Consider the following 25,303-nt stretch of genomic DNA (forward strand, 5'->3'; position numbering starts at 1 on the left):
CCTTCAGACCCTGCCGTTAGCCAACAACGCCCTTGCCATTCGGATTATCTTCCCCTCAGTCGGGGCGATACAGGTTTCTTTCAACCTGTCGGGTTTGCCAGCTTCGCTGGGCAAACAAAAAAGCCAGTCGAGAGACTGGCTTTTAACTGCATAGCGCTTAATCTTATGACTTAGCACGCTTCATTGCAGTGAAGAATTCATCGTTGGTTTTGGTCATAGCCAATTTGTCGATTAAGAATTCCATCGCACTCACTTCATCCATTGGATTTAGGATTTTACGAAGGATCCACATCTTCTGAAGTTCATCAGGTGTTGTGAGTTTTTCTTCACGACGAGTACCTGAGCGGTTGAAGTCAATCGCTGGGAATACACGTTTTTCTGCCGATTTACGAGAAAGGTGTAACTCTTGGTTACCTGTGCCTTTAAATTCTTCGTAAATGACTTCATCCATCTTAGAGCCAGTATCAACTAATGCTGTTGCGATAATGGTTAAGCTGCCGCCGTGTTCGATATTACGTGCTGCACCAAAGAAACGTTTTGGACGATGCAATGCGTTCGCATCAACACCACCGGTCAGTACTTTACCTGATGATGGGATGACAGTGTTGTAAGCACGAGCTAAACGAGTAATCGAGTCAAGTAGAATCACAACGTCTTTCTTGTGCTCAACTAAGCGCTTCGCTTTTTCGATAACCATCTCAGCCACTTGAACGTGACGACTTGCTGGTTCGTCAAAGGTTGAAGCAATAACTTCGCCTTTAACCAAGCGTTGCATCTCGGTAACTTCTTCGGGACGTTCATCAATCAGTAGTACCATCAATACAACTTCAGGGTTGTTATGACTGATAGATTGAGCAATGTTCTGTAGAAGTAATGTTTTACCCGCTTTTGGCGGTGCAACAATAAGACCACGCTGACCTTTACCGATTGGTGAGCATAAATCTAAAATACGAGCAGTGATATCTTCTGTTGAACCGTTACCACGTTCCATGCGGATACGCTCATCAGCGTGAAGTGGGGTTAAATTCTCGAATAAAATCTTGGTACGCGAGTTTTCCGGCTTATCGAAGTTAACTTCATTAACCTTCAATAGTGCGAAATAACGCTCACCTTCTTTTGGTGGGCGGATTTTACCGTGAATGGTGTCACCCGTGCGCATGTTGAAACGACGAATTTGGCTTGGAGAGACATAAATGTCATCAGGGCCCGCTAGGTAAGAGCCACCGGCACTACGTAAAAAGCCGAAACCGTCTTGGAGAATTTCTAATACGCCGCCACCAAAAATATCTTCACCACTTTTAGCGTGAGCTTTTAGGATAGAAAAGATGATGTCTTGTTTGCGCGAGCGACCCATATTGTCGAGATTCATGCTCTCAGCCAGTTCAACTAGCTTTGATATGGGGGTTTCTTTAAGTTCTGATAAATTCATGTTGGGGTCTTGTGTTACACGACTATATGCACTGACGTTTCAGTATAAATAATATGTGTTCCAGATTATTGGTCGTTTATGAGAAGGTGAATGTAGTTAGATGTTGTTTGGTTACAAACTAGCATTAAGCAAGGCGAAGATCCAGAAATTTAGCTGAACTTGGTGCAATTATTTATAAATTACACCAAGTATTGAGTAATTGGGGAGTTACTCTCCTATCAATTACACTTGAGCGTCGATGAACTCTTTTAATTGAGTTTTAGACATTGCACCTACTTTCGTTGCTGCAACTTCACCGTTCTTGAACAGTAATAACGTTGGGATACCACGTACACCATATTTAGCAGGTGAAATATTATTTTGATCAACGTTTAGCTTAGCTACTGTTACTTTTCCTTCGTATTCCTCAGCGATATCGTCTAGGATTGGCGCAATCATTTTACATGGGCCACACCACTCTGCCCAAAAGTCAACAAGTACTACGCCGTCAGCTTTTAATACGTCATTTTCAAAGCTGTCATCGCTCAGGTATACAATTTTATCGCTCATGATGTTCTCCAGTTAGGTTGCCATTGCTGGTTTGTTAATGGCTTAACCTGTATATTGGGCTAACCAATTTGATTTTCAAGTTGGTCGTTACGAATAATTTATGCTGTTTTATTGAAAGATGAAAGCTTCAACAAGTTTTTTATTACAAACTTAATGAGTTAGTGTTTATCTTTTGTCAAAACACAGTATTTGAGAGTAAAGACCGAATTTGTAGTTTAGATATTACAAACGATCAAGTATCTTGTTGCAACCCTAACTGGTATGCTTACGCTATGAGCGAAACACATTTATCAAATCAAAAGTTTGCTGATCTTTCTTTAGCACCTAAGGTGTTATCAGCACTAGAAGAGAACGGATTCGAACATTGTACTCCGATTCAAGCCTTATCTTTACCCGTCTTATTGCAAAATAAAGACATTGCAGGTCAAGCCCAAACAGGGACTGGCAAAACAATGGCTTTTTTAGTGGCAACGTTTAACCATTTGTTAACGACGCCTGCATCAGAGATGAGAGCCATTAATCAGCCTCGTGCGATCATCATGGCACCAACTCGTGAACTTGCGATTCAAATTGCTAAAGATGCACAATTGCTTTCAAAGCATACAAAGTTGAAAGTCGGTATCGTATACGGTGGCGAAAGTTACGAAACCCAAATGAAGGTTTTAGAGAAGGGTGTTGATATTTTAATTGGTACCACTGGTCGTATTATCGATTATGTTCGCCAAGGTGTCATCAGTCTTAACTCGATTCAAGCTGTCGTACTTGATGAAGCAGACCGTATGTTTGATTTAGGTTTCATTAAAGACATCCGTTTCTTATTCCGTCGTATGCCTGATGCGAAACAGCGTTTAAATATGTTGTTCTCAGCGACCCTCTCTATGAAAGTGCAAGAGCTGGCATACGATCACATGAATGATCCGGTTAAAGTTGAAATTGCACCCGACGAAAAAACCTCAAAAAATATCCAAGAGGAGTTGTTTCATCCATCAGGTGAAGACAAAATTCCATTGCTGCTCACTTTAATTGAAGAAGATTGGCCGGAAAAAGCCATCATCTTTGCTAACACGAAACACATGTGTGAAAAGTTATGGGCATGGTTGGAAGGTGATAGCCATCGTGTTGGTTTGTTAACGGGTGATGTACCACAGAAAAAACGTTTGCGTATATTGGATCGTTTCACTAAAGGTGAATTAGACTTTCTAGTAGCAACCGACGTCGCAGCGCGTGGACTGCATATTTCTGATGTATCTCACGTGTATAACTTCGACTTACCTGACGACTGTGAAGATTATGTGCACCGAATTGGTCGTACTGGTCGTGCTGGGCAAAAAGGCATGTCAGTCAGTTTTGCGTGTGAAGAGTATGCGCTGAACTTACCTGCCATTGAACAGTACATTGATCATTCGATTCCTGTGTCTGGTTATGACCGAGAAGCTTTGCTGACATATATTAAGCCAGTTGCGATTCATCGCAAACAACCTCAACGCAATACTCGTGAGCGAAGAACAGGAAAACCATCAGGCGGAAATTCTGGTCGCCCACCAAGGAATAATCGTAACCGAAGACATTCATGAGTAAAGATTTCGCCGCCATCACTTTAGGCTCAAACAGTTTCAATATGCTGGTGGCAACACTGGCGGAAGGTGTTCCTCAAGTTGTTGCTAAGTATAAACAGAAGGTGCGATTAGCTTCTGGTATTGATACTCATGGCACATTGAGTGAAGCGGCGATAAAAGATGGTTTAGCGTGTTTAGCCATGTTTGCAGACAAGCTAAACCAACACCAAATCACTCATGTTAAGGTTATTGCTACTGCGACATTGAGGCTGATCTCAAACTCAAATGATTTTTGTCAGCAAGCTTTAAAGGTTCTACCTTTTCCCATTGAAATTATCTCAGGTGATAAAGAAGCTGAACTCATTTACCTTGGTATGTTTCATCATACTCAAGGTGAACATCGTCGTTTGGTTATCGATATTGGCGGTGCGAGCACTGAGTTTATAATCGGTGATGGTGAACGGGTACTTTACAAAAAAAGTTTGCCGATTGGCTGTGTCAGTTATTTAACGCCGCATTTCTCTCATTTTCCACATAAATCAGAAGATTTTGATTCATTAGCATTACAAGTTAAGCAAGTGCTCGCTGAGCATTTAGCTGAAGTTAATGGCTACGGTTGTCACGATGCGGTGGGTGCGTCAGGTACCATTCAAACCATTATGGAACTTTTGCGTCACCGTGGTCATGATGAACGTATTACATTGGCATTTCTTGAGCAAATGAAACAAGAAATTCTGGCGCAAACGTGCTCTAAATTTTCTGAAATAGAAGGGTTAACAGAAGAGAGAGCGCCAACGTTAGCAACAGGTGTTGCCATTTTGTTAGCGCTATTTGAACTGCTTGAATTACAGTCCATTAATCTCTCTGGTGGAGCGCTTCGTGAAGGTGTTTTGCAGTTGTTGGCTCAAGAATCACTGGCTCAATATAGTCGCTAGATCTTGCTCTAGTGTTGTCACTGGTCGCTCCGTTATACGGCCCACTTCTTTACCTTTTTGCATTACGATGTACGTTGGCAGGCGAGTAAAATTATAAGCTTGGCTTTCCGCTTGCGGATCAACTTTTTCTTTATCTACTCCAATGTATTCAACACTGATTTTATTGTTGTTCGCTGCGTTAAGTATACTCATAAAACGTGGAATATCGCGATGACAATCTGGACACCAAGTTCCGATGATCACAGCAATATGAGTGTCGCTGTTGACGTCTTTTAGAGGTGTTACAAATTCCGGGTTAGCCTGATAATTACCATCATAATCAGGGTATTCACTGAGTTTTTGATCAAGTGCAGTTGGTGTAATCTTTCCGAGTAACATGATTTACTTCTTGGTTAATTTTTACTGCATAATGCAGAGCTTTGTGTGTAAACTCAACAGATACTTTTTAGAGTTCGCAGGTAAAGGAATAAATCTATGGAAAAAGACTTTCCTATTGATATTGCACATTGGCTAATGGGCTATGGCTTAAACGCTAATATTGCTTCGATTTTGTCTGCAACCCTGATGCTTTTTGTCAGTTTTATTTTTGTTTGGTTCCTGTATCTGATTGCCAAACGAGTTATCGTTAAATTCCTGCATATTCTCATTAAGCACACCAAAGCGAAGTGGGATGATGTTTTCGTTGAATACCAAGTGTTTGACAAGCTAATTGTTATTTTGCCTGTTTTAGTGCTCTCAGAGTTAATGCCTTATGTATTGTCAGAGCATGCCGTTGCTGCGACGATTGCCCAGCGAGGACTTAGCCTGATTGTTGTTGTCCTAGTGGTTCGAGCCATTTATTCGGCACTAGATGCCGGGCATGCCATTGCCGAAGTCAGTCACCTCACTCGGCGTTTACCCATAAAAAGTTTCGTACAGTTAGTGAAGCTGTTTTTATTCTTTATTGGGGTGATTCTGGCAACAGCGGCGATAACCAAAGAATCTCCATTCTTCTTTTTAAGTGGTCTAGGTGTTGCCACTGGTTTGATCATGTTGGTGTTTAAAGACACCATTTTAGGTTTTGTGGCTGGTATTCAGTTGGCAACCAACCGCATGATCAGCGTTGGTGACTGGATTCAAATGGACAAATATGGTGCAGATGGTTCTGTCGTAGAAGTATCGCTAACCACAGTTAAAGTCAAAAACTGGGACAATACGTTAACCATGATCCCTGCATACGCCTTAGTTTCTGATTCTTTTAAAAACTGGCAAGGAATGTCGGAATCCGGTGGTAGACGCATTAAGCGTGCCGTTAATATTGATATTGATACGGTTCATTTTTTAACTGGCGAAGACAAAATTAGGCTGGCTAAAATTAATCATCTAAAACGCTATTTACCTGAAATTGAACAGAAGATATCAGCAGACAACGAACGCATTGAGGATATTGATAATATCGTAAATGGGCGCCGACTAACGAATTTAGGTACATTCAGAGCTTACCTAAGAGAGTTTGTCACTTTTCACCCTAAAGTGCATAAAGGGATGACGATATTGGTGAGGCAGCTCGCTCCAACACAAACGGGTGTTCCCATTGAACTGTATATCTTCACCAATGATACCAATTGGAATCATTATGAAGATATTCAGGCCGATATTTTTGATCATATTTTTGCTATCCTGCCGCAATTTGGTCTAAAAGTATATCAAGCGCCGTCGGGCAATGATGTAAGACAAATAGGAAAATTATAATGAGTAAAATTGCCATTTATCCAGGTACATTTGATCCTATAACAAACGGTCATTTGGATTTGATCAAGCGTGGTGTGCGTTTATTCGATAAAGTAATTATCGGGGTGGCAAAGAGCAGCGCAAAGCATCCAATGTTTGATTTAGAGCAACGGTTAGCGTTGGTTTCTGATGTCGTCAAAGAGTTCAAAAATGTTGAAGTCGTTGGTTTTTCAGGGCTATTAGTTGATTTTGCAAAACAGTATCAAGCTACTGCATTACTTCGTGGTGTGCGAACTACAGTAGACTTTGAATACGAAATGACGCTGGCAAATATGAACCGTGATTTAAGCGATGAATTTGAAACAGTGCTGTTAATGCCAAGAGCAGAGCTTGGGCATATATCATCAACGTTGGTTAAAGATGTCGTTCGCCATGGAGGGGATATCAGCCAATTTGTACCCCATAATGTCAAATTAACGGTGCAAAAGTACGGTATTAAATAAATCTCACCACTTCACACTTCACACGAATCTATTACATTGCGCATATTATATTTCTTTTTAGTATATAGTATGCGCAAAAGTTATATTGATGTTATGAAGTTGATATTCAGTAATATTCCATATTTTCCTTCATACTTTTTGACTGAAAACTCTAAAAGAGTCTGAGGTTTTTGTGAAAAATCATGATTTAATTGTGCAGTAAATGGCGGTCATGTTTAATAATGTTCAATAAATTTAGAAGTGAAGTATGAAACGAGTAATTAAAATGGGATTAAGTGTGTTAATGCTAACAGGTAGTGTCTTTGCGGGCAGCCATGCATTAGCAAATCAAGGTTATCAAAGTGTGGATGCAATTCCTGCTATCCCTGCAGACTGTGGGCCAAATGGTAAAAAATGTCGACTGTGGAAAGAAAGAGCAAACAAACTAGAGCCTCTAGCGAAATTACTTGACTCAAAAAACAATCAACTTGAAGCAAATGTGGATGCTTTAGAGGCTGAAGTGGTGGATGCTAATAAAAAATTGGCTGATATCAAAACCTATGAACCCTTCGACGTTTTAGTGCCTAAAGCTGGCTGTGTGGCTGGGTATGACGCCAATACTAAGACGTTTCAACATAATGCTGTTACTCAAGAAGGTGATATTATTCAATGTTTTCCAAGAGGTTTTTTTCAAGACTATCTCGCCGAAAACGAGATTGTTATGGATCTGAATACTAAAACAGGTCAATACCTTAATCGTATGAGACAGCGATTTGGTGGCGGTTTTAGTATCGTTAGAAGTGGTGATTTTGTTCGAATGATTATCAAAGATTTTGATCTGAATGATTTTAGGATTAGACAGCAATTTTCACTGCGAGTGGTTGAAAGTTTTCCACCATACTCACTGTCCACTCGTACACTATACGCAGACGCTTTTCGTCAATACATTCCAAGACGCAATGATGGCCATCAAGTAGATACAGAACTTGGTTTAGCTCACGTTGGTGGCCGATTAACAGTGGTTGAAAATTTCAATGATTTTCCAGCAGAATTGGCTGAAGCGTCAAGAATTATGGCTGAAATGATCTCTGATATTTCAAAATTACCAAAAGAGTAACTTTGAGCATTTGCACAAAAGCGTTTTGTTGCAAAAAGCGCTAACGACATGAGTTTAACGGCTGGCAATGCTCACAAAAAACAGTGGTGCGTTGCCCCAACTTTATTTCTGAGAGCAGCGTACCGCATTCAGTACAAGCTTGATTACCTCGTCCATACACATGAAGTTTTTGAGCAAAATAGCCCGGTTTACCGTCTGCATTAGTGAAATCTTTGAGTGTGGTGCCACCTTGTTTTATCGCATTTGCAAGAATGTCTTTTACAGCATTAACAAGTACAACGAGTTTGTCTTCGTCAACATGACTGGCAGGCATTTTTGGGTGTATTCGGCTTCGGAATAACGCTTCGTTCGCATAGATATTCCCGACTCCAACAACGATATGGTTATCCATTAAACATAGCTTGATGGCTTTTTTCTTATTTTCTAATGCAGTTGTAAGCTGCTTTACATTAAAGGCTTTAGTTAGCGGTTCAGGACCGAGCTTTTGTAATAAAGGATGTGACTCAATAGGCAGTTCATACCAGAGCCATGCACCAAAACGTCTCGGATCGTTGAAACGAAGGATTTGATTATTACCTAGAATAAGATCAACATGATCATGTTTTTCGACCGCAGTACCTTCAGGAAGTACTCGTAAACTACCAGACATCCCTAAATGAATAATAGTTGTCCCAGCATCCGTTTCGAGCAAAAGATATTTAGCTCGGCGTTTAACGGACTTAATGGTATGGCCAACAATATTTTCAGCTACATCAGGGATTGGCCATCGTAAACTTCGGTTACGAATGACTAATTTCGTGGGGGTTTGCTCTATAATATGAGGTGTAATTCCTTTGCGGGTAACTTCAACTTCAGGTAACTCAGGCATGGTATTATGATTATTAAGTAACTGACGGTTCGTATTCTATCACTTTTTTATGTCCATCTTTAGTGCGCTAAAGAGTTGCTACTTTGGCCGTACTATCCATAATTGGTCATACTTCAATAACGTTCTTAATCTCGTTATTTAGGTTTAGCGTTTGTTATCGGAATGAGCTTATCTTTTAAACTGGCAGGTATTTGATACCAATTGTTATTTTCGGTCTTTAGTAGGCCGTCATTGGGGAAAAAGAGCCATACTTGGCTGGTTGTACGGTGACGGATTTTTATCACTAATTCTTCTGCAACCTCATGGATATCAGGAGTGCCATCAAGGGGAGATATTTTTATCTTTTCCCATGCTTTTGCCCAAGTTGAACAGTTCAACACTTTGTCGTCACAGACCCACTCATTTTTTTGTCTTGCTAACCAGAGTTGGCCGAGTTGCAATTGCTCTAATTGAGTTGTTCGATCAAATAATGGATGGGCATCACTGGGTACGTGATTTGTGATGCGATTCATGATGGACAGCGCAATGATCATAACTGCACTGACTAAAATGATAACGTTATTTCTTTGCCTAGATGTTAAGGCCATATTATTCCATTCGTATTGATTAAAGTATTAATTGAACATCGGCTTAGCTACCACTGCGTTGCAATTCAACCGTATTCGGTACCTGATGTTCACGTAATGTTGAATAATATGAGTGTAACATTAGATACACATCGCCGCTCAATTTCTGTTTTTTTGACTTTAGAGTGAATTTACATTTAAAAAATGCGCATGTTCAAATTTCACTGAAGCCAAGTTTCTACTGTGATTCCACTCCATGACTTTTCGATTTCCATTTTTCAGAAACTGAGCAAGTTCCCCCTTTAGGCACCGTGCAGTTAGGCAAGTCACAGCGTGTTCTTTATTGGTATCATCAATAGCGACAACGATTTCAGCGGAAGTGCGATGGAGTTCTTGTGTCATTTTTAACAATAAATTGGGTGGTATATAAGGCGTATCACATGGAACAAACAAAATAGCATCGGCTTTAGAGTGAGTCATCGCCGTTAGCATTCCCATAAGCGGGCCTTGAAAACCTGATTCTAAATCTTCAAAAACGGGATATCCAAATGATTCGTATATCTCCATATTTTGATTCGCAAGAATATGAATTGAATTGGATTGTGGTTTTAGCTTATCAATAACGTGCTGAATTAACCGTTTATTTTGATACGAAACCAAGCCTTTATCTTGGTAGCCCATACGACGACCTTGGCCACCGGCCAGAATAAACACATCTATTGAGTACATAGTATTGTTGCTTGGAAAAGAGTGAGTAAAGTCTAACAAAAAAAAAGCCGAATTAAGAAATCCGGCTATAAATAGTGTGTGAGCAATGTTGTGCTTGCAGACTCAACTCAAGAAAATACAGTTACCTCAATTGTGTTTTCTTAAGTGAGTCTTGGAACGCATTTAAATAATAATCATTATCATTTATGTTTGCAAGTTTTTTGTTCAATTTTTTTCATAGCATTTTTAGTTTGTATCAGAAATCACAAAATTCCCTTTAAACTTCTCTGTTTCTGCTACTGCATGGTCGTAATAGCTTGGACGATGCTCACCTTCTTTGAAGTTTTCTGTCAGATAAATAGCCATGTCTTCAAGTGGAAGTTTATCGTGTGAATTATAGCTATACCCATGATACCTGAAGATGCTCGATTTCAGCGAGAATGTACAACTTGTTAATCAAGGCGACAGTGTGCGGCAATAGTGAGCTATTGTTAGCACTGGCAACGAAGAGTAACACGCTGTGCAACTCGCACTGCGTGGACTTCTCAGCGACAATTCTTCTTTGTTACATTAGCTCGAAAGAATCCCGATATTCCTTCGCTAATGCGCCTCAAAGAATTGGCGCTGAAAAAGTCCTGAAACATGCATCTTCAAGTATCATGGGTATAGCAGCTTGGAAGTAATAATTAACAATATATGTTTCTGGTCCTAACACATGCCATTGGACGACATGAATCAGTTCATGAAAATGTATGTCTAGCTCTGAAAATATAGAGTTTCGAATAAAATAGGTATCTTTGTAGGTTACAGCATCACCCCCTTCCAAAACCGAATAGCACTCAACCGGAAAACCACTGTTTAGAGGGACGGGCACAGGACTTGAATCTGGGATTCTACAAAATAGCTTTTTTCTAAAAAAACCTTTGGAAAATGTCGAGTAAGTTTCTTATCAAGTTCTGTACAAGATGTTCGTTGAACCTAGAAAACTCAGTTGGGTACGTTTTCAAGCGCAGAAAAAATTATCGGTAGCAAGGCAGAACGTGCAGCAAGTAGTTAATCTACTTGCAAATGTTCTAACGTAGAAAACGGCAATTTTAGCCAGCTTGTAAGCGTAGAGCGATTCACCCAATAGGTGGTAAAATTTAATCAGATTATTTTCTCACTTTCATAAGCTTAAAAAGTTATTTAGCGTTCAACTGAGTTTTTTAGGTTGAAACTTGTGCAGCTCAAGAAGTTTGTCTATCCAAGTTGCGGTTGCTAAAATCGGTTCGTGATGATGTGTTTGAAGTGTATTGGATTCAGTGGGAGTAGTGATTACAACGTAGTCGCAAAGCTCGGGATTAGGGTTGTTTAATTTATGGCTGAGTGATGTTTTTATTTGTTGCTTTTGCAAATCCGCAGCAAAAAAATCTCGAAAACTGGATGGATAAACCCTCCAAGCGTTAAATAAATAAGATATGTTATATATGACTTCTTTAGGTTGCTTATCAGCTTCATTTTGAATTAAAACCGCAATTTGTTTATGAGTTATATCTTTAGCAATAGCTGCAAATTGCCCTTTATCCTCAACTTGTTGGCATTTAGGGGTTCAATGAACTCTAGGGACATTCGGTGGTAGCATACCAGTCCTACACTGATGGAGTGACATGCTTAATGATTTTACAAAAAAGATACAACTTCAAATTGACAAGATAATAAAGTTGTATCGATTTCAGGCGCCTAAAGCACTTTTACGGCTCATTTTGATATCAAACTAAAGCTCATCTTCCCACTTAACAACATTACCTCGAGTACCATCCACTGTAGAGGTAAACTTTTGCTCTAATACGTGACGCTTAATTTTAAGCGTTGGTGTCAATATATCATTTTCAACAGTCCAAGGTTCTGTCACAACAATGAGTGCATCCAAGGTTGCGTGTGACTCTAGCGTTGGATTTATGTCGTCGATAGTTTGCTTTAATGAGGTCCGAACTTCATCTCTAGGCATGAGTTTGGCACCTTCTGCAAGCTGAACCAAAGCAATCGGGTGTGGCAAACCGGCACCAATGACGCAGAGTAGTTCGATGTGAGGATCTTGTGCTAACTTTCGTTCTATTGGCACTGGGACAACATATTTACCTTTAGAGGTCTTAAAATTATCCTTTACACGGCCAGTGATGCTGACATAACCCTCGTCATCAACGGCGCAAACATCTCCTGTTCGGAAAAAACCGTCTTCATCGAATAATGCTGAATTGGCTTCTTCATTTAGGTAATAGCCACGCATTAAGCCAGGGCTTTTTACAAGTAATTCACCCTTATCACTTTGTTTTATCTGGCACCCTTCGATTGGACGACCAATCGAGCCCAGTTTATGGGGGTTGAATGGGTAGTTGATAATGGAATAGGCACAATTTTCCGTCATCCCCCAAGCTTCACAAATGTGAATATCAATCTTGTAATACCAACTCAAAATCGCTTGTGGGATTGGCGCTGAACCAGAACCAAAAATACGGCATTTATCTAGACCAAGACCTTTCTTAATTTTCCGTTTCACCAGCGAGCTGATGATTGGGATGCCTAATAGCGTATTAAGCTTTTTATAGCCGCCCACTTTTTCAATGATGTTTTTCTGGAATAGACTCCAAAGTCTTGGAACTGAGAAGAAAATTGTCGGTCTTGCTCTTTGAACGTCCGTGACAAATGAATCCAAGCTTTCAACAAATGCAACACTGGTGCCTGAATAAAACGAGGTACCTTCCATCGCCACACGTTCTGTAATGTGAGCCAATGGTAAATAAGAAAGTAAGCGATCTTTTTGAGTAATGGCAATATCTTTGGTCGCCGCTTGGCATGTCCAACAATAACTACCAAAGGTTTGGATAGCGCCCTTAGGTTTCCCCGTCGAGCCTGAGGTATAGATGATGGTCATAATATCATCGAGAGATGGATACGGAATATCGACTAACGGTGTGCTCAATGTGAGTAAGTCTTGCCATTGATATTGCGCTGGCATGGTTTCATAAGGCAGTGCCAGTCTGAGAATATCACCCCGAATCGCAGGGTCTTGTTCTGACCAATAGTCGAGTTTACCAACAAAAATGGCTTTTGCTTGGCTGTGCTCTAACACATAACTAATGGTATCAATATTTGCGGTTGGGTAAATAGGAACACTGATATAGCCGCCATACATTAACGCTAAATCAGTAATGAACCACTCTGCACAGTTCTTTGATAACAAAGCGACTTTATCACCAGGCTTTAAGCCTAAATGACGCAATGCACCGGCAATCTGCCTAACCTGAGTTTGTACTTGTTGCCATGTGAACTCAACAAACTGTCCATTGATGGGTTGCTTTAAATAGACTTTATCGCCTTGTACTTCGGCCCAATGATCGAGCAACTCGACAGGTGTTTTAATTGTTGTCATAGAGTTTCCCCAAGATGTGTTTTGCATTAGAGCAATAGCTCACAAGTATGGCTATTTTTGAGGTTCATCGCAAACTAACGAACAAATTCAACCTACGTTTACCTGAAAATCGAAAAGACAACAGATATTCAGATATGTGCCGATAAGCAGGTATATGTCAAAAACATTAGATAAATTTGAGTTTATCGTATGATAAATGTTGCCTATATGACTTTAAAGTTAATATTTGGCTAAAAGTGTGACTGTTGCTTGATTATAAAGCTGAAAAAACAATTAAAATTCAACACGGATGTTGTACGGATAAAATAAGTGGGTGTCGTCGTGTTGAAAGTTTTGGGGTTTAAGCGAGCATTAATCGCTTCTATGATCTTGTTGATGATGGGATCATTATTATTATCTAATTGGTTATCCTATCGTGAAATTCGTCAAGCTACGATTAATGACGTGAATCAAACGTCTAAGCGGATCGTAGAGTCTGAGGCGAAAAAAATTCAAACTTGGTTTCATTCAAAGGCAGCCATCGTCAATGGTTTAGCCGAGACCTATCAGCAAGGAGTTTACCAAGGTGATTTTGCCACTATAGCACGTGTCGCCAATTCCGTTGGTGAAGGTTCTGGCGTCTATATTGGTTTTGATGACGGAAATGCCTATTCATCTGCAGTGGGTGATGCTTGGGATAATGGTAAAGCTGTCCGCGGTCAATATGAAGTTTTACAGCGCCCATGGTACAGTCAAGGCAAAGCTGCGCAAGTCACCGACGTCACAGAAGTCTACCCAGATGCCACCACGGGACTTGACGTCGTTTCAATCATTAAAGCAATGGGAGACGGTGTTGCGTTAATTGATATTGAATTATCCATTTTGAAAAAGACGGTTGCTGAAATTGATTACCCTGGCGCAGTGACTGTGATCACTGACACCGATGGCAAAGTGATGGCGTCCAATTCAAGTGTCGTTGGTAAAGGTAGCTATTTTAGAGATTTCGGTATGGGGCAAGTTGAAAGAAACATGCTTGCAGAAAAAATCACCATGCAGAATTATACATTGGGCGGCGATGATAAAATCGCATTTACTCAACGGATTGAGCTTGTTAACGGGAAAAATTGGTACTTGTTTATTGGTGTAAATAAATCCATTGCTTATGCCTCGTTAACACCGGTATTAACGAAAGCTGTCATATCCTCTTTACTCATGCTTGCGGTAGGCATCATTTTATTATTGATTGTGCTCAACGTGTTATACCGTCCAATTACTCAGTTAACGGCAATGATTCAAGATTTATCGAAAGGTAACGGTGATTTAACCCGCCGCCTTGATATCGATACCAAAGATGATCTTGGAAAAATGGCTACAGGCATCAATGCCTTCATCGCTCAATTACAACAGTTGATGATCGAAGTGCAACACTCTTCAAACTCGATTGATAACAGTATCGACAGGCTAAAATCAGAAGCCGATGCGAACAAACAAATTTTAAATGCGCATACTCAAGAAACTGAACAGATTGTTGCTGCGGTTGAAGAAATGAGCGCAACGGCGAATGATGTTGCACGTAATGGTAGTGAAACCGCCGCATTTACCCAAACGACCAACGAACAAGCTTTAACATCAAAAGGTGTGGTGGGGCATGCGACCAGCACGGTAGCGCAGCTCGTTCAAGAGGTTGAAGCTACCTCTGAAAATATTGCAGAAATCGATCGTGATACTGTTGAAATTACCAATGTCTTAAGAGTCATTGGTGAGATTGCAGAGCAAACAAATTTACTGGCACTTAATGCTGCTATTGAGGCTGCACGAGCGGGTGAACAAGGTCGTGGTTTTGCGGTAGTTGCGGATGAAGTGAGAGCGCTTGCGGCACGAACACAGCAAAGTACAGCTGAAATTGAAGATACGATTAATAAGTTAAGAAATGCATCAAATTCCGCAATTTCAGCGATGCATGCGACTAAGGTGACTTGTGAGCAAACGGCTGAAGCAACCGATCAAGTTGCAATGGACTTAGATGGAATTGTTGGTTCGGTTACGCAGATTAATGATTTAAACTGTCAAATTGCGACGGCTGCAGAGGAGCAAAGTTCTGTTTCCGATGAAATTACACGCAATATGGCAGCCATCAGTGAAATGGCTAACGAGCTTTCAATGAATGGTGAAGTGAATATCAAGCAAACTGAAAGCTTGGCTGGTTCAAATTCTGAGCTGAAAGCAATTGTCGCTAAGTTTAAATTGAAGTAATCATTGGAATTCAATCGAGCTCATATCGCTACAAAAAAGCCAGAGAGTTAATGACTCTCTGGCACATTTGACTAGACTTTTTTGACTAACTCATCAATTTGTTGTTGTTCAAGGTTTATGGCATTAGCAATGCCTAAACCGTAATTTTTATCGGCTTTTAAACAGTGCAAAACGTGGCGCATTTGGATTTCTACTGGAACACCATTCATCGCTCTTGCCGTATTTTCAAATAACCGTTGCTGCTCATCATGAGTAAACTTACGGAACAGATTTCCAGGTTGGGTGAAATGATCATCATCTACGTGAGGCCAATGTCCAGCATCACCTTCGAGTGAGAGTGTTGGTTCCGCAAATTCTGGCTGTTCTTCCCACTCATTCTGATCATTGGGCTGATAGCCCAGCTTTCCGCCTTGGTTATCGTCAACCCTCATTGCGCCATCTCGATGATAGGCGTTGACCGGACAACGAGGCGCATTTACTGGGATCAAATGATGATTAACCCCTAAGCGGTAACGTTGGGCGTCTCCGTAAGAAAATAGGCGACCTTGAAGCATTTTATCCGGAGAAAAGCCGATACCCGGAACAATACTGGCTGGATTAAATGCTGATTGCTCTACTTCAGCAAAGAAGTTTTCAGGATTTCTATTCAGCTCAAATACCCCAACATCAATCAGAGGGTAGTCTTCGTGAGGCCACACCTTAGTCAAATCGAACGGGTCGTACTCAACTTTATGAGCATCGGCTTCAGGCATCACTTGAACTTTAAATGTCCATTTAGGGAAGTTGTTTTGTTCAATACTTTCGAATAAATCTTTTTGGTGACTTTCACGATCTTTACCGATGATAGCTTCTGATTCTGCATCGGTAAGATTCTTAATTCCTTGTTGAGTTTTACAGTGGAATTTAACCCAGAACCGTTCATTTTTAGCATTAATAAAACTGAAGGTATGGCTACCATAACCATTCATATGGCGATAGGTTGCTGGGATACCACGATCACTCATGGTAATGGTGATTTGATGTAATGCTTCAGGAAGTGATGTCCAAAAATCCCAATTATTTTTAGCACTGCGCATATTGGTTTTAGGATCACGTTTTACGGCGTGATTTAAGTCAGGAAACTTTAGAGGATCACGCAGAAAGAATACTGGAGTATTGTTGCCGACTAGGTCCCAATTCCCTTGCTCTGTATAGAATTTTAACGCGAAACCTCGAATATCACGCTCAGCATCGGCAGCTCCTCGTTCTCCTGCAACTGTGGTGAATCGCACAAAGAGCTCTGTTTTTTTACCCACTTCAGAAAATATAGCGGCTTTGGTGTATTTACTTATATCGTGAGTAACTGTGAAGGTGCCATAGGCGCCAGAGCCTTTCGCATGCATTCGGCGTTCTGGGATAACCTCTCGGTCAAAGTGAGCCAGTTTCTCAAGAAACCAAACGTCTTGTAGTAATTGTGGGCCTCGCTGTCCTGCTGTAGCAGTATGTTGGTTGTGGGCAACTGGGCAACCAAAAGCTGTGGTGAGCTTTTTATCTGACATAGTACACACTCCGTTACGGATTTATTTCGCTTTGATGGTCTAATAAGTGTAAAAAAGAAATAGCGAGTAATTGAAATTTTGACTAAATCACAACAAGTGACATTTGATAAGCTTTAATTGGAATGAGTTAGATCAGATTTTTCCATTAATCATTTTTTATTTAACTAATTTAGGTTACTGCCACCACCTTGGCGAATAAAAGCAGGAATATCGATATAGTCATCATTTCCATCCGCAATGGCTTGTTTTAACGCTGTCTTATTGTGTTGGCGTTCTTCAATGGTTTCACCAAAGACTTCTACATGGGCTTGCTCCATCATCAATTGAGCTTGACCATTTGTGAATACATTCATTAATACGCCTGCATGAAGCAGGCCTTCAATATGATGTTTTTTACGCTCGTTACGTAGGTTTTGTTGAGACTCTTTAAAGAGTTCAACTAACTGACGAATGCAAAAGTCAGTGAAAGCCTGGCGATTCATGTGCTCGTACCCCGAGAAATACCGTGTCCTAAGTGTAGTATATGCTGAAATCTATAAGAATATTCTGATAAGTGATTGAACTTTGGTCATATCTTGTCATCATACCATTTATGCATTTACAAAACGTTTACAAACAGGATGTTGAATATGAAATGGTTAGGATTTAGTGCATTGCTCATCAGTAATTCAATCATGGCGAATGACTTGAACGAGGCGCAAGTAAAACAGTTATTTGAAGAAAACAAATACGTTAAAATCATTGAACAAGTAGATGACTTTGCCCCATATGAGGTCGCTAAATATAAAGCTTTGTCTATGGCGCGCCTCGAAGATTTTGAGGATGCCATTGTATTGCTGGACCGCCGTATTGCTGAAATAGAACCAAAAGATACCGAAGCATTAGCCAAAGAGTGGATGCAAAAAGGCAATGTGTTCGCTAGCCAAGCGATGGACGCCAGTATTTTCACTGCAGCGGGTTATGCTGAAGATAGTCTTGAGGCTTTTAAAAAAGCTCACAAATTAATGCCTGATGATTTAGAAACAAATAGAGCACTCATTGGTTTTTACCGAAATGCGCCAGGCTTCGTTGGTGGCGACGTGGAAAAAGCCATAGACATGTCGATTGCCTTAGAAAAGCATTACCCATTTAAAGCTGGGGTGATGATCACTCAAGGTTACCTTGCTGCAAATAAATCTGAGAAAGTTGAAGAAAAGTTCAAACAGATGCAGCAGGCTTACCCTAAGAACCACGAACTGGCATTGCAAGCATCATACTTTTACGACAGGCAAGAGCGTTACCAAGATAACCATCAACACTTAGTGGATGCGTTGTCTTGGTCAGAGCCTGAAGATGAAGCGCAAAAAAATGAATGGTTTATGCTGCATTATGCCTTAGTAAAAAACAGTGTAAAAACGAAGTCAAACTTAGAAAATGCACTCGTAGCACTCAATAATTTTAAGAAGGCACCTGAAAAACTGATCTCGAACTATGAGCAATGGCCTGTTCTACGTGAAGCGCAAATACGCTTGCTAATGGGGCAAAAAAAGCAAGCGATAGCGTTGGCAAAACAAGCTAGAGCAGCCAGTGATGATAGTAAGTTGAGAAAGAAAGCCAAACGGATCATCAAGAAGGGACGAATTTAATAAACTAACCTGAACTCGGGTTAATGAAATCAATAACATTTTGATAGTAAAACTAAACGCTGTATTTTAATCTGCAGTGCCACTAATTTTGTGTGGTTTTAAGCGTTTCAGTTGGTGATAGTTAATCTATTTCGGGCTGAAACAACAACGAAATACACATAAGTAGTTGTGCTGAAGAGGTTTGCTTATCCCGAGTTCAGGTTAAACTAGATTTTGACTCGGGGCCGTTTTCCTTTTGCGATTGTATAAACAGTAATAAATGAGTTGTTTTATTCAAGGCAGAGCTGGGGCGGTTTGCTTTCTCTAAATAAGCAATAACGATGGAGAAACTTCAATTTAAGCCTCTTTAATGAAAACCAACGATTGAGTCTATTATCCGATAGTATTATGTATGCGAAGATATTGCATGCTGCCATTGGGTATTTCTTTCTTCTAGTTGTGTTCTGATGGTTCTAGCATTAATGAGAGTCGTAAGTCGATCTTTAATCGCACCTTGATTCATAGATAATTTACATAAAACTGTGGCGCAATAACGATCGAGTAGCTCTGCTTGATCGTTTTTTTTAATTTTGGAATGAGTGCAAGGTAAAAATATAACGCATTGACGATTCACCCAAAATTCTTTCAATGTATTCTCAAGCCCCTTATAAGATACTGACTCTAAAAGTAGTTCAGTTAAGGTGTCTATATGAGGGTCGACTCCCACTAAAATTTGAGTGAGACGCTGCCAGTACTCCTTTAAGGTAATTTATCGCATACTCTGATGGCCCTTTTGTATGAAATATTGCAATGGCTTGAGCATTAATCATGACTTGAGGTAATGCAGCAATTTTGTTTACGTATGAGCATATACCATTATGATACTTGAAGATGCATGTTTCAGGACTTTTTCAGCGCCAATTCTTTGAGGCGCATTAGCGAAGGAATATCGGGATTCTTTCGAGCTAATGTAACAAAGAAGAATTGGCGCTGAGAAGTCCACGCAGTGCGAGTTGCACAGCTTGTTACTCTTCGTTGCCAGTGCTAACAATAGCTCACTATTGACGCACACTGTCGCCTTGATTAACAAGTTGTCAGCAATTCTCGCTGAAATCGAGCATCTTCAGGTATCATGGGTATAAATAAGATTTGGGAGGCAGTTTCGTTATTGCTGCGGCGTGTAAAGCGGCACTAGGTCTGGTAACGATATACATAAAAAATGCGCTGATACTGTCGATCTCAGGAGCCAAATCAATAGGATTAATTGCCTCAGTATTTGATTCACTTAGAGCTGGGTCATCGGAATGCTGGCAAACAGTTTCAACGGGGAAGATTTTTTTCTAGGTGAAGACTTCTGGCTCGAAATTCGAAACGAATAACTGTGATCGCCAAGTTCTATTTTATGGTCGGTTTCAAGACCATTTTCGAGAACTGAAAGGTAAATTTTTGCTTCAATAGCAGCTTCTACAGATTGATTCGTAGGATAAGCAAGGGCCATGAAACTCTCCTGTGCGAAGAGAAGAGCTCATATTATATAATATAACTCATGTTTTATGGATTAAAGTCTATTCATTTATTACTCGCTTTTCTTGCGGGGTTCTATAAATGAGGTCTTTGAACCATCGCTGTGGATGACGCTTATTTCTGATGGCGCACCGTTATCAGCAATTCTAACGACACCAATGCCACTGAAATTGACCAAGCGGTTACTCTTATGACCATTCGGTCTACGACCACGAATTGACATCCGTTTGCGTTTCGTTAACAGGTTGAGCGGCGAGAAGTGGCCAAACAACCAACCATTAAGACGGTTGAATATTGGAAGCAGTTTTTCAGGAAATTGATTTTTAATGCCGCTGCAGCAAATTTGATAGATATTTGGGCTACAGTGACGAAAACGTACATTGATGTCATAGGCAAATGAGTAATGCACGTCACCTGACAGAATGATAAATTCTTGTGGCGTTTTTCGATGACTGAAAATACTGAGCAAGCTGGTGGCTGCACCTTGGTGAGCCATCCAATTTTCAGCATCAACCAGTAATGACAACCCGCAATAGGTTGCGATACGTTGAATAGTTTCGATTAACTTAACGCCAAACATAGGAGCTGCAGAGACAATGATCACTTTATTTTGTCCTATCATTAACTGCTGCATTTCCATTAAGGCTTCCCAATCCATAAGCCCTGACGGTTTCGCTAAGTTGATTTCACTTCGCCAGCGGCGAGTTCGAGTATCGAGCACCACAATTCTTGGTGAGGTTTCTAAATGATAATGCCAATCTTCAAACCGTAATAATCTTTCAATCAGCGCATCTTGCTTTTGGCTATTGGGCGCATTGAATAAGTCAGTGATGTCAGTGGTTACAGCATGAAATTTATTCGGTGCGTTACCCATACCTTGAAAAAGAGTATAGCCAATTAACGCATTACCAATGATGCGTTTAGAGAATGGATTCTCATAAGCTGCAACTTCCCATTTTGCACTTAAATTCCAATCATCAGTCACATCATGATCATCAAAAATCATGTAGGTAGGTATGTGTGCTAATAAGCGTCTGACTTTAGGTAATCCAGCTTTAAACTTTAGGATTGCATCACGTTCTTTTATCCACTGTTGCTGGTGCTTGGGAGATAACCCATCAAGTGTCTCTGGAATATGTATTTGCTCCCAAAATTCTGGTGACCATATCAGTAAATACAGAGCAATCACTTCCCCTAAACTAACCAAATGATTATGGGATAAACGAGAGGTAAAGGTAGGTTGCTTGTGATACCAGCGCAAGATATGAAAACCAATCGGAAACTCATTGTGGGGTAGCAGTTTGCTGTCCCGCAGATACATTAAGCTGCTGTCATAGCGAATGTCTTCACTTGAAGCAATGCTGGCATCTGGAAAACGCTCTTGAACGAGTCCGAGCTTATTGATGACTTGGCTAATGGCATAGAGCATTGGGCCAGCGATGTCATCTATATAAACTTGATCGCCACTCATCATTAACAGTGCAGCTCGCTCATTTGGCGCAAGTTCTTCAGCTAACTGAGTATCTGCAGTAACGAGTGCATCTTTACTGGGGTGATGTGGGTTGCGGCAAGAGCCATGGAGTAAATGATCAACCGTTGATTTTAATACGAAGTTGGGTGTTTCATTCTGATCATAAGTTATGTCTGAGATTGTACTAAATAAAGGTTCACCCTTGGCGGTAAAAAGTTCGTAACTAATGCTCTGATCTTGTGGAAGCAAGATAGGTGTTGATACTGACAGTAAATATTGATGCGCATGTTCGCCAAGTTTAATGTGGCCAAGCTGTTCATCGTTAAGTGAGATAGTTTCGACATGAGCGTCAAAGCGCAGCTGTAAACTTAGCTCATTGAGTGGACTAGAACTCACAAACCAAATGGTTAATTGTTGTTGCTCACAATGCCTTAAAACAGGGCCACATAGAATGGTTTTCAATTGAGCGTTACGCTGCGTATGCATAGTTTTTTACAATCACTTTTTATTTTTAAATAGCATCATATATCAATTCCTCAATGAAAATCATATTTGTAAATGTAAAGTAACATTTTGCTATTTGATCATTTTGATAACAATCGATATCATATGTAACTAATAGGTTTCATAAAGGTGTTGTAATGATTGATGAAGTATTCCAAGCGTTAGCGCATCCTCATCGGCGGCAAATCATAGATTTTGTACATCAGACCCCTGGCTGCTCATCAGGTGAGATCGCAGCCCTATTTGAGAGCAGTCGTATTGCCGTTGCAAAGCACATAAAAATTCTGGAAAAAGCACAACTGCTGCTCATCGAAAAGTCGGGGCGAACCAAACAGCACTACTTTAATATCATGCCAATTCAAACCGTCTATGACCGTTGGACCGATCAATACAGTCAATTTTTTTCAGCACCGCTGAACAGTTTCAAAAATTATGTATAGCAAAATCAATTAGAAGAGCAAACTCAACAAAATGGCGAGGAACCCAATGGAAAGATTGCCTAAGCAAATGTTTAAGGTTGTCATCAAAGCACCAGTACAAACAGTATGGGACGAGCTAACATAACGTGAAGGATTGTGTGCTCATTTCTTTAATGCTCGGCTTGATGCTCCGTCAATAGAGCCGGGAAACCCAATACGAATGCGTAGTGGAAAATACACGTCAGTCGTGGGTGAGGTATTAGATTGGAATCCTCCATATCGGTACAGCCACAGCTTCAAGTTTACTAATTTAGACGACCCTTATTGTAAGGTCACCTATGAATTAAAAGAGGTTGAGACGGGTACGGAGTTAACCTTGATTAACGAAGGTGTACCAGTTGCTACCAAAACGGCAAACTATATGGCGCAAGGTGGTGAGTTCATTACTCAAACACTTAAAGATGTGATTGAAACGGGAAAACCGTCATTCAAACATCGTTTTATTTTAACCATGATCTCAATGACGGCCTTTATGACGCCGAAAAAATGCTTAAGTGAAAACTGGGGGTTTGATCGTAAAGATGAGCCACTAAACTTTTAAAAATAGGTCGTTAATAACCATTGAAAATGCTGGGAGTGAACCCAGATAAGTCCGGCAATATTCACCAGAATCGTGAGCCAGAGCAATCGTCGAAAGCTCACTTTACTGGTTTTATGCCTAAGCCAATGTTGCGCAAGCAGCGCTCCGAACCAACCTCCAACAAGGCTTAATACGTGTAAATGTTTTTCAGGTATTCGCCAACCGTCTTTTTTAGCTTGGAATTTATCCCATGCATAAAATGCGAATGAAATGACTGTCAGCAAGCCATACCAAAGTAATAGATTTTTTGAAATAAGGTTGAAGCACAGACCAACACTGAAGATAAGAATAAAACAGTAGGCAATAAATAAAGAAATTGAGTGTTCAGATCGGCTCATAATTGTCTTAAACCTAAAAAAAGCAGTTGGACGCATAGAAATGTTAATAACTGCATAATGTTCCAAGGAAAAAGAAGATGACTTGATCCACCAATAAAGTGAATGCTTAGCTCTAGTAAACTGGCTAAAATCACCGCTAACTGCGTTATGAATAACAGTAAGTAGAACAACTACTGACTGTTACTCAAGCCTTGTTATCGGCAATTCTATCTGCGTTTAAGAGCGCCACCAACTGCTTTTTCTAGGTTAAATTAAGTCGAACGATTGCAAAGCTTATAGAAAGCCGATTATGCTACAGCCAAGAATAAATTGCAGTAGGTAGAACCTATTATGACAGTTGCAAAAATTGGTATTGTTACCGTAAGTGACCGCGCAAGCCGCGGTGAATATGAGGATTTATCGGGTCATGCGATCATTGATACACTCAATGATTACTTAACTTCAGAATGGGAGCCGGTTTATCAAGTCATTCCTGACGAGCAAGACCTCATTGAATCGACACTAAAGGACATGGTAGACAATGAGCTGTGTTCATTGGTCGTGACAACCGGTGGAACTGGACCAGCTAAGCGAGACGTAACCCCTGAAGCGACAGAAGCCGTATGCGATCGTATGATGCCGGGGTTTGGTGAGCTTATGCGCCAAGAGTCACTGAAATTTGTTCCAACAGCGATTTTATCTCGTCAAACGGCAGGGCTGCGTGGCAGTTCATTGATTGTTAATTTACCGGGTAAGCCAAAGTCCATCCGTGAATGTTTGGATGCAGTATTCCCTGCGATTCCTTACTGCATTGATTTAATGGATGGGCCATTTTTAAAGTGTGATGATAGTGTGATTAAACCGTTTAGGCCTAAAACGAAATAGTTTAATGAAATTTTTGATACTGGTATGCAGTATTTAAGAAATAGAAAAGGATGACAATGAAAAATATTATTGCTGTAGCAATGCTTTCAGGATTAAGTTTTATTTCTTATGCTGAACCAGCTAAAACAAAAGATATCGATCAATTAATGCAACTCATGAATGTTGATTCAACCCTAGACAGTATCTACGCTCAAACACGACAAATGATGGTTGGTATGAATAAGCAATTAGGCATTAAGCCATCAGAGCAAGCTTTATTTGATGATCATTTAAATGATGTGATGAATGTCATGCAAAAAAAGATGAATTGGGGGACAATGAAAGATCCAATGTCCAAGATTTATCTTGATAATTATACCGAGAAAGAAATCAAAGACATGATTACTTTCTATGAGTCAGAAACAGGTCGTTCTATGGTCAAGAAAATGCCTAAAGTGATGACTCAAAGGGGTGTTCAGTTTAATTAATGTCATGAATGTGAGAATTAAATGAGATAATATTCAGACAGTATTTGCTTTCCTTGTAATAACGCTATGCCAGCACAAATAATTTCCTCATCAAGCCAAGAGACTCAAATTCTACTTACCATTAAGCATGGACACTCAATGCTTGAATTTGAAGATACCTTGCAAACAGAACTTAATTCCGTCGGTATGTTGGCCGAGAGTAAACAACTCGAATATTTAGACAGCGATGGAACGCCTATTTTCATGGGTTCAATAAAAATGACCAGTAAGCGTAAAAAAGAGCCTAAAGTTTACGAAACCCCATGGGGAGCTGTGAAAATTCCTCGTTTCGTTTATCAGAGTTCACAAGGGGGGTCTACATTTAGTCCTTTAG

At 40.3% G+C, this 25,303-nt stretch carries 23 protein-coding genes and 1 pseudogene; 12 read left to right on the forward strand and 12 right to left on the reverse strand.

The genetic code is table 11. The annotated features are described in order from the left end of the window. Positions 1–163: 163 nt before the first annotated feature. Positions 164–1,429 (reverse strand): transcription termination factor Rho, encoded by a 1,266-nt coding sequence (rho, locus tag JQC92_RS14130; protein ID WP_205000242.1) that lies wholly within the window; start codon positions 1,427–1,429, stop codon positions 164–166. Between the two features lie 222 nt (positions 1,430–1,651). Further along, positions 1,652–1,978: a thioredoxin TrxA gene (gene trxA, locus JQC92_RS14135; RefSeq protein WP_205000243.1), complete on the reverse strand. Its 327-nt coding sequence runs from the start codon at positions 1,976–1,978 to the stop codon at positions 1,652–1,654. Between the two features lie 272 nt (positions 1,979–2,250). Between trxA and rhlB the strand changes: the two genes are divergently transcribed. Together rhlB and JQC92_RS14145 are read left to right on the forward strand one after the other, a co-directional pair. Then, entirely contained in the window at positions 2,251–3,552 is a 1,302-nt protein-coding gene (gene rhlB, locus JQC92_RS14140; protein WP_205000244.1) for an ATP-dependent RNA helicase RhlB, read from the forward strand. After that, entirely contained in the window at positions 3,549–4,469 is a 921-nt protein-coding gene (locus JQC92_RS14145; protein WP_205000245.1) for a Ppx/GppA phosphatase family protein, read from the forward strand. Before rhlB ends, JQC92_RS14145 begins: the two co-directional genes overlap by 4 nt. Here JQC92_RS14145 and JQC92_RS14150 read toward each other — a convergent pair. Next, positions 4,446–4,847, reverse strand: coding sequence for a thioredoxin family protein (locus JQC92_RS14150; RefSeq protein WP_205000246.1), 402 nt, complete (start codon positions 4,845–4,847; stop codon positions 4,446–4,448). The two genes, JQC92_RS14145 and JQC92_RS14150, sit on opposite strands and share 24 nt — an antisense overlap. 96 nt (positions 4,848–4,943) lie before the next feature. On the opposite strand from JQC92_RS14150, the gene JQC92_RS14155 reads away from it, so the two are divergent. The 3 genes from JQC92_RS14155 to JQC92_RS14165 all read left to right on the forward strand — a co-directional run bounded on the left by JQC92_RS14155 (position 4,944) and on the right by JQC92_RS14165 (position 7,778). Next, entirely contained in the window at positions 4,944–6,200 is a 1,257-nt protein-coding gene (locus tag JQC92_RS14155; protein WP_205000247.1) for a mechanosensitive ion channel family protein, read from the forward strand. Then, entirely contained in the window at positions 6,200–6,682 is a 483-nt protein-coding gene (gene coaD / locus JQC92_RS14160) for a pantetheine-phosphate adenylyltransferase (RefSeq protein WP_205000248.1), read from the forward strand. Before JQC92_RS14155 ends, coaD begins: the two co-directional genes overlap by 1 nt. A 247-nt stretch (positions 6,683–6,929) precedes the next feature. After that, positions 6,930–7,778 carry a hypothetical protein gene (locus JQC92_RS14165; protein ID WP_205000249.1) on the forward strand — a complete coding sequence of 283 codons (849 nt, stop codon included), beginning with the start codon at positions 6,930–6,932 and terminating at the stop codon, positions 7,776–7,778. Positions 7,779–7,818: 40 nt separating this feature from the next. On the opposite strand, the gene mutM is transcribed toward JQC92_RS14165, so the two are convergent. The 4 genes from mutM to JQC92_RS14185 form a co-directional block, all read right to left on the reverse strand. Further along, positions 7,819–8,646 (reverse strand): bifunctional DNA-formamidopyrimidine glycosylase/DNA-(apurinic or apyrimidinic site) lyase, encoded by an 828-nt coding sequence (gene mutM, locus JQC92_RS14170; protein ID WP_205000250.1) that lies wholly within the window; start codon positions 8,644–8,646, stop codon positions 7,819–7,821. A gap of 134 nt (positions 8,647–8,780) precedes the next feature. Next, the gene (locus JQC92_RS14175) at positions 8,781–9,233 is read right to left on the reverse strand and encodes a hypothetical protein (RefSeq protein ID WP_205000251.1); all 453 of its coding nucleotides are present in this window, start codon (positions 9,231–9,233) and stop codon (positions 8,781–8,783) included. Positions 9,234–9,392: 159 nt separating this feature from the next. After that, positions 9,393–9,941, reverse strand: a complete 549-nt coding sequence (mobA, locus tag JQC92_RS14180) for a molybdenum cofactor guanylyltransferase MobA (protein ID WP_205000252.1) — start codon at positions 9,939–9,941, stop codon at positions 9,393–9,395. Between the two features lie 1,732 nt (positions 9,942–11,673). After that, positions 11,674–13,329 (reverse strand): AMP-binding protein, encoded by a 1,656-nt coding sequence (locus tag JQC92_RS14185; RefSeq protein ID WP_205000253.1) that lies wholly within the window; start codon positions 13,327–13,329, stop codon positions 11,674–11,676. A 321-nt stretch (positions 13,330–13,650) separates the two neighbouring features. Between JQC92_RS14185 and JQC92_RS14190 the strand changes: the two genes are divergently transcribed. Next, positions 13,651–15,561, forward strand: a complete 1,911-nt coding sequence (locus JQC92_RS14190; RefSeq protein ID WP_205000254.1) for a methyl-accepting chemotaxis protein — start codon at positions 13,651–13,653, stop codon at positions 15,559–15,561. A gap of 71 nt (positions 15,562–15,632) precedes the next feature. Here JQC92_RS14190 and JQC92_RS14195 read toward each other — a convergent pair whose 3' ends face one another. After that, positions 15,633–17,099 carry a catalase gene (locus JQC92_RS14195; protein ID WP_205000255.1) on the reverse strand — a complete coding sequence of 489 codons (1,467 nt, stop codon included), beginning with the start codon at positions 17,097–17,099 and terminating at the stop codon, positions 15,633–15,635. Positions 17,100–17,263: 164 nt separating this feature from the next. Next, positions 17,264–17,581 carry a hypothetical protein gene (locus JQC92_RS14200; protein WP_205000256.1) on the reverse strand — a complete coding sequence of 106 codons (318 nt, stop codon included), beginning with the start codon at positions 17,579–17,581 and terminating at the stop codon, positions 17,264–17,266. Positions 17,582–17,728: 147 nt separating this feature from the next. On the opposite strand from JQC92_RS14200, the gene JQC92_RS14205 reads away from it, so the two are divergent. After that, positions 17,729–18,724 (forward strand): tetratricopeptide repeat protein, encoded by a 996-nt coding sequence (locus tag JQC92_RS14205; protein ID WP_205000257.1) that lies wholly within the window; start codon positions 17,729–17,731, stop codon positions 18,722–18,724. A gap of 1,264 nt (positions 18,725–19,988) precedes the next feature. Here the strand turns inward: JQC92_RS14205 and JQC92_RS14210 are convergent. Both JQC92_RS14210 and JQC92_RS14215 read right to left on the reverse strand, forming a co-directional pair. Then, positions 19,989–20,201, reverse strand: coding sequence for a hypothetical protein (locus JQC92_RS14210; RefSeq protein ID WP_205000258.1), 213 nt, complete (start codon positions 20,199–20,201; stop codon positions 19,989–19,991). Positions 20,202–20,279: 78 nt separating this feature from the next. Further along, positions 20,280–22,184 (reverse strand): alkaline phosphatase D family protein, encoded by a 1,905-nt coding sequence (locus tag JQC92_RS14215; protein WP_205000259.1) that lies wholly within the window; start codon positions 22,182–22,184, stop codon positions 20,280–20,282. Positions 22,185–22,339: 155 nt separating this feature from the next. On the opposite strand from JQC92_RS14215, the gene JQC92_RS14220 reads away from it, so the two are divergent. Both JQC92_RS14220 and JQC92_RS14225 read left to right on the forward strand, forming a co-directional pair. Continuing rightward, positions 22,340–22,642 carry a winged helix-turn-helix domain-containing protein gene (locus JQC92_RS14220; protein WP_239480571.1) on the forward strand — a complete coding sequence of 101 codons (303 nt, stop codon included), beginning with the start codon at positions 22,340–22,342 and terminating at the stop codon, positions 22,640–22,642. 133 nt (positions 22,643–22,775) lie between these two features. After that, positions 22,776–23,222 carry an SRPBCC domain-containing protein gene (locus JQC92_RS14225; protein ID WP_276315806.1) on the forward strand — a complete coding sequence of 149 codons (447 nt, stop codon included), beginning with the start codon at positions 22,776–22,778 and terminating at the stop codon, positions 23,220–23,222. Here the strand turns inward: JQC92_RS14225 and JQC92_RS14230 are convergent. Beyond that, entirely contained in the window at positions 23,219–23,599 is a 381-nt protein-coding gene (locus JQC92_RS14230; protein WP_205000261.1) for a DUF1294 domain-containing protein, read from the reverse strand. The genes JQC92_RS14225 and JQC92_RS14230 overlap by 4 nt on opposite strands. Before the next feature lie 330 nt (positions 23,600–23,929). Between JQC92_RS14230 and mog the strand changes: the two genes are divergently transcribed. From mog to JQC92_RS14245, 3 genes and pseudogenes are all read left to right on the forward strand, one after another. Then, entirely contained in the window at positions 23,930–24,463 is a 534-nt protein-coding gene (gene mog / locus JQC92_RS14235) for a molybdopterin adenylyltransferase (RefSeq protein ID WP_205000262.1), read from the forward strand. 56 nt (positions 24,464–24,519) lie between these two features. Beyond that, a complete protein-coding gene (locus JQC92_RS14240) occupies positions 24,520–24,930 on the forward strand; it encodes a DUF2059 domain-containing protein (protein WP_205000263.1) in 411 nt (136 codons plus the stop codon). Between the two features lie 66 nt (positions 24,931–24,996). Continuing rightward, a pseudogene (locus tag JQC92_RS14245) lies at positions 24,997–25,303 on the forward strand (ISKra4 family transposase); the annotation flags it as partial.

It is taken from the genome of Parashewanella hymeniacidonis (genome assembly GCF_016900895.1).
Taxonomy (GTDB): Bacteria; Pseudomonadota; Gammaproteobacteria; order Enterobacterales; family Shewanellaceae; genus Parashewanella; species Parashewanella hymeniacidonis.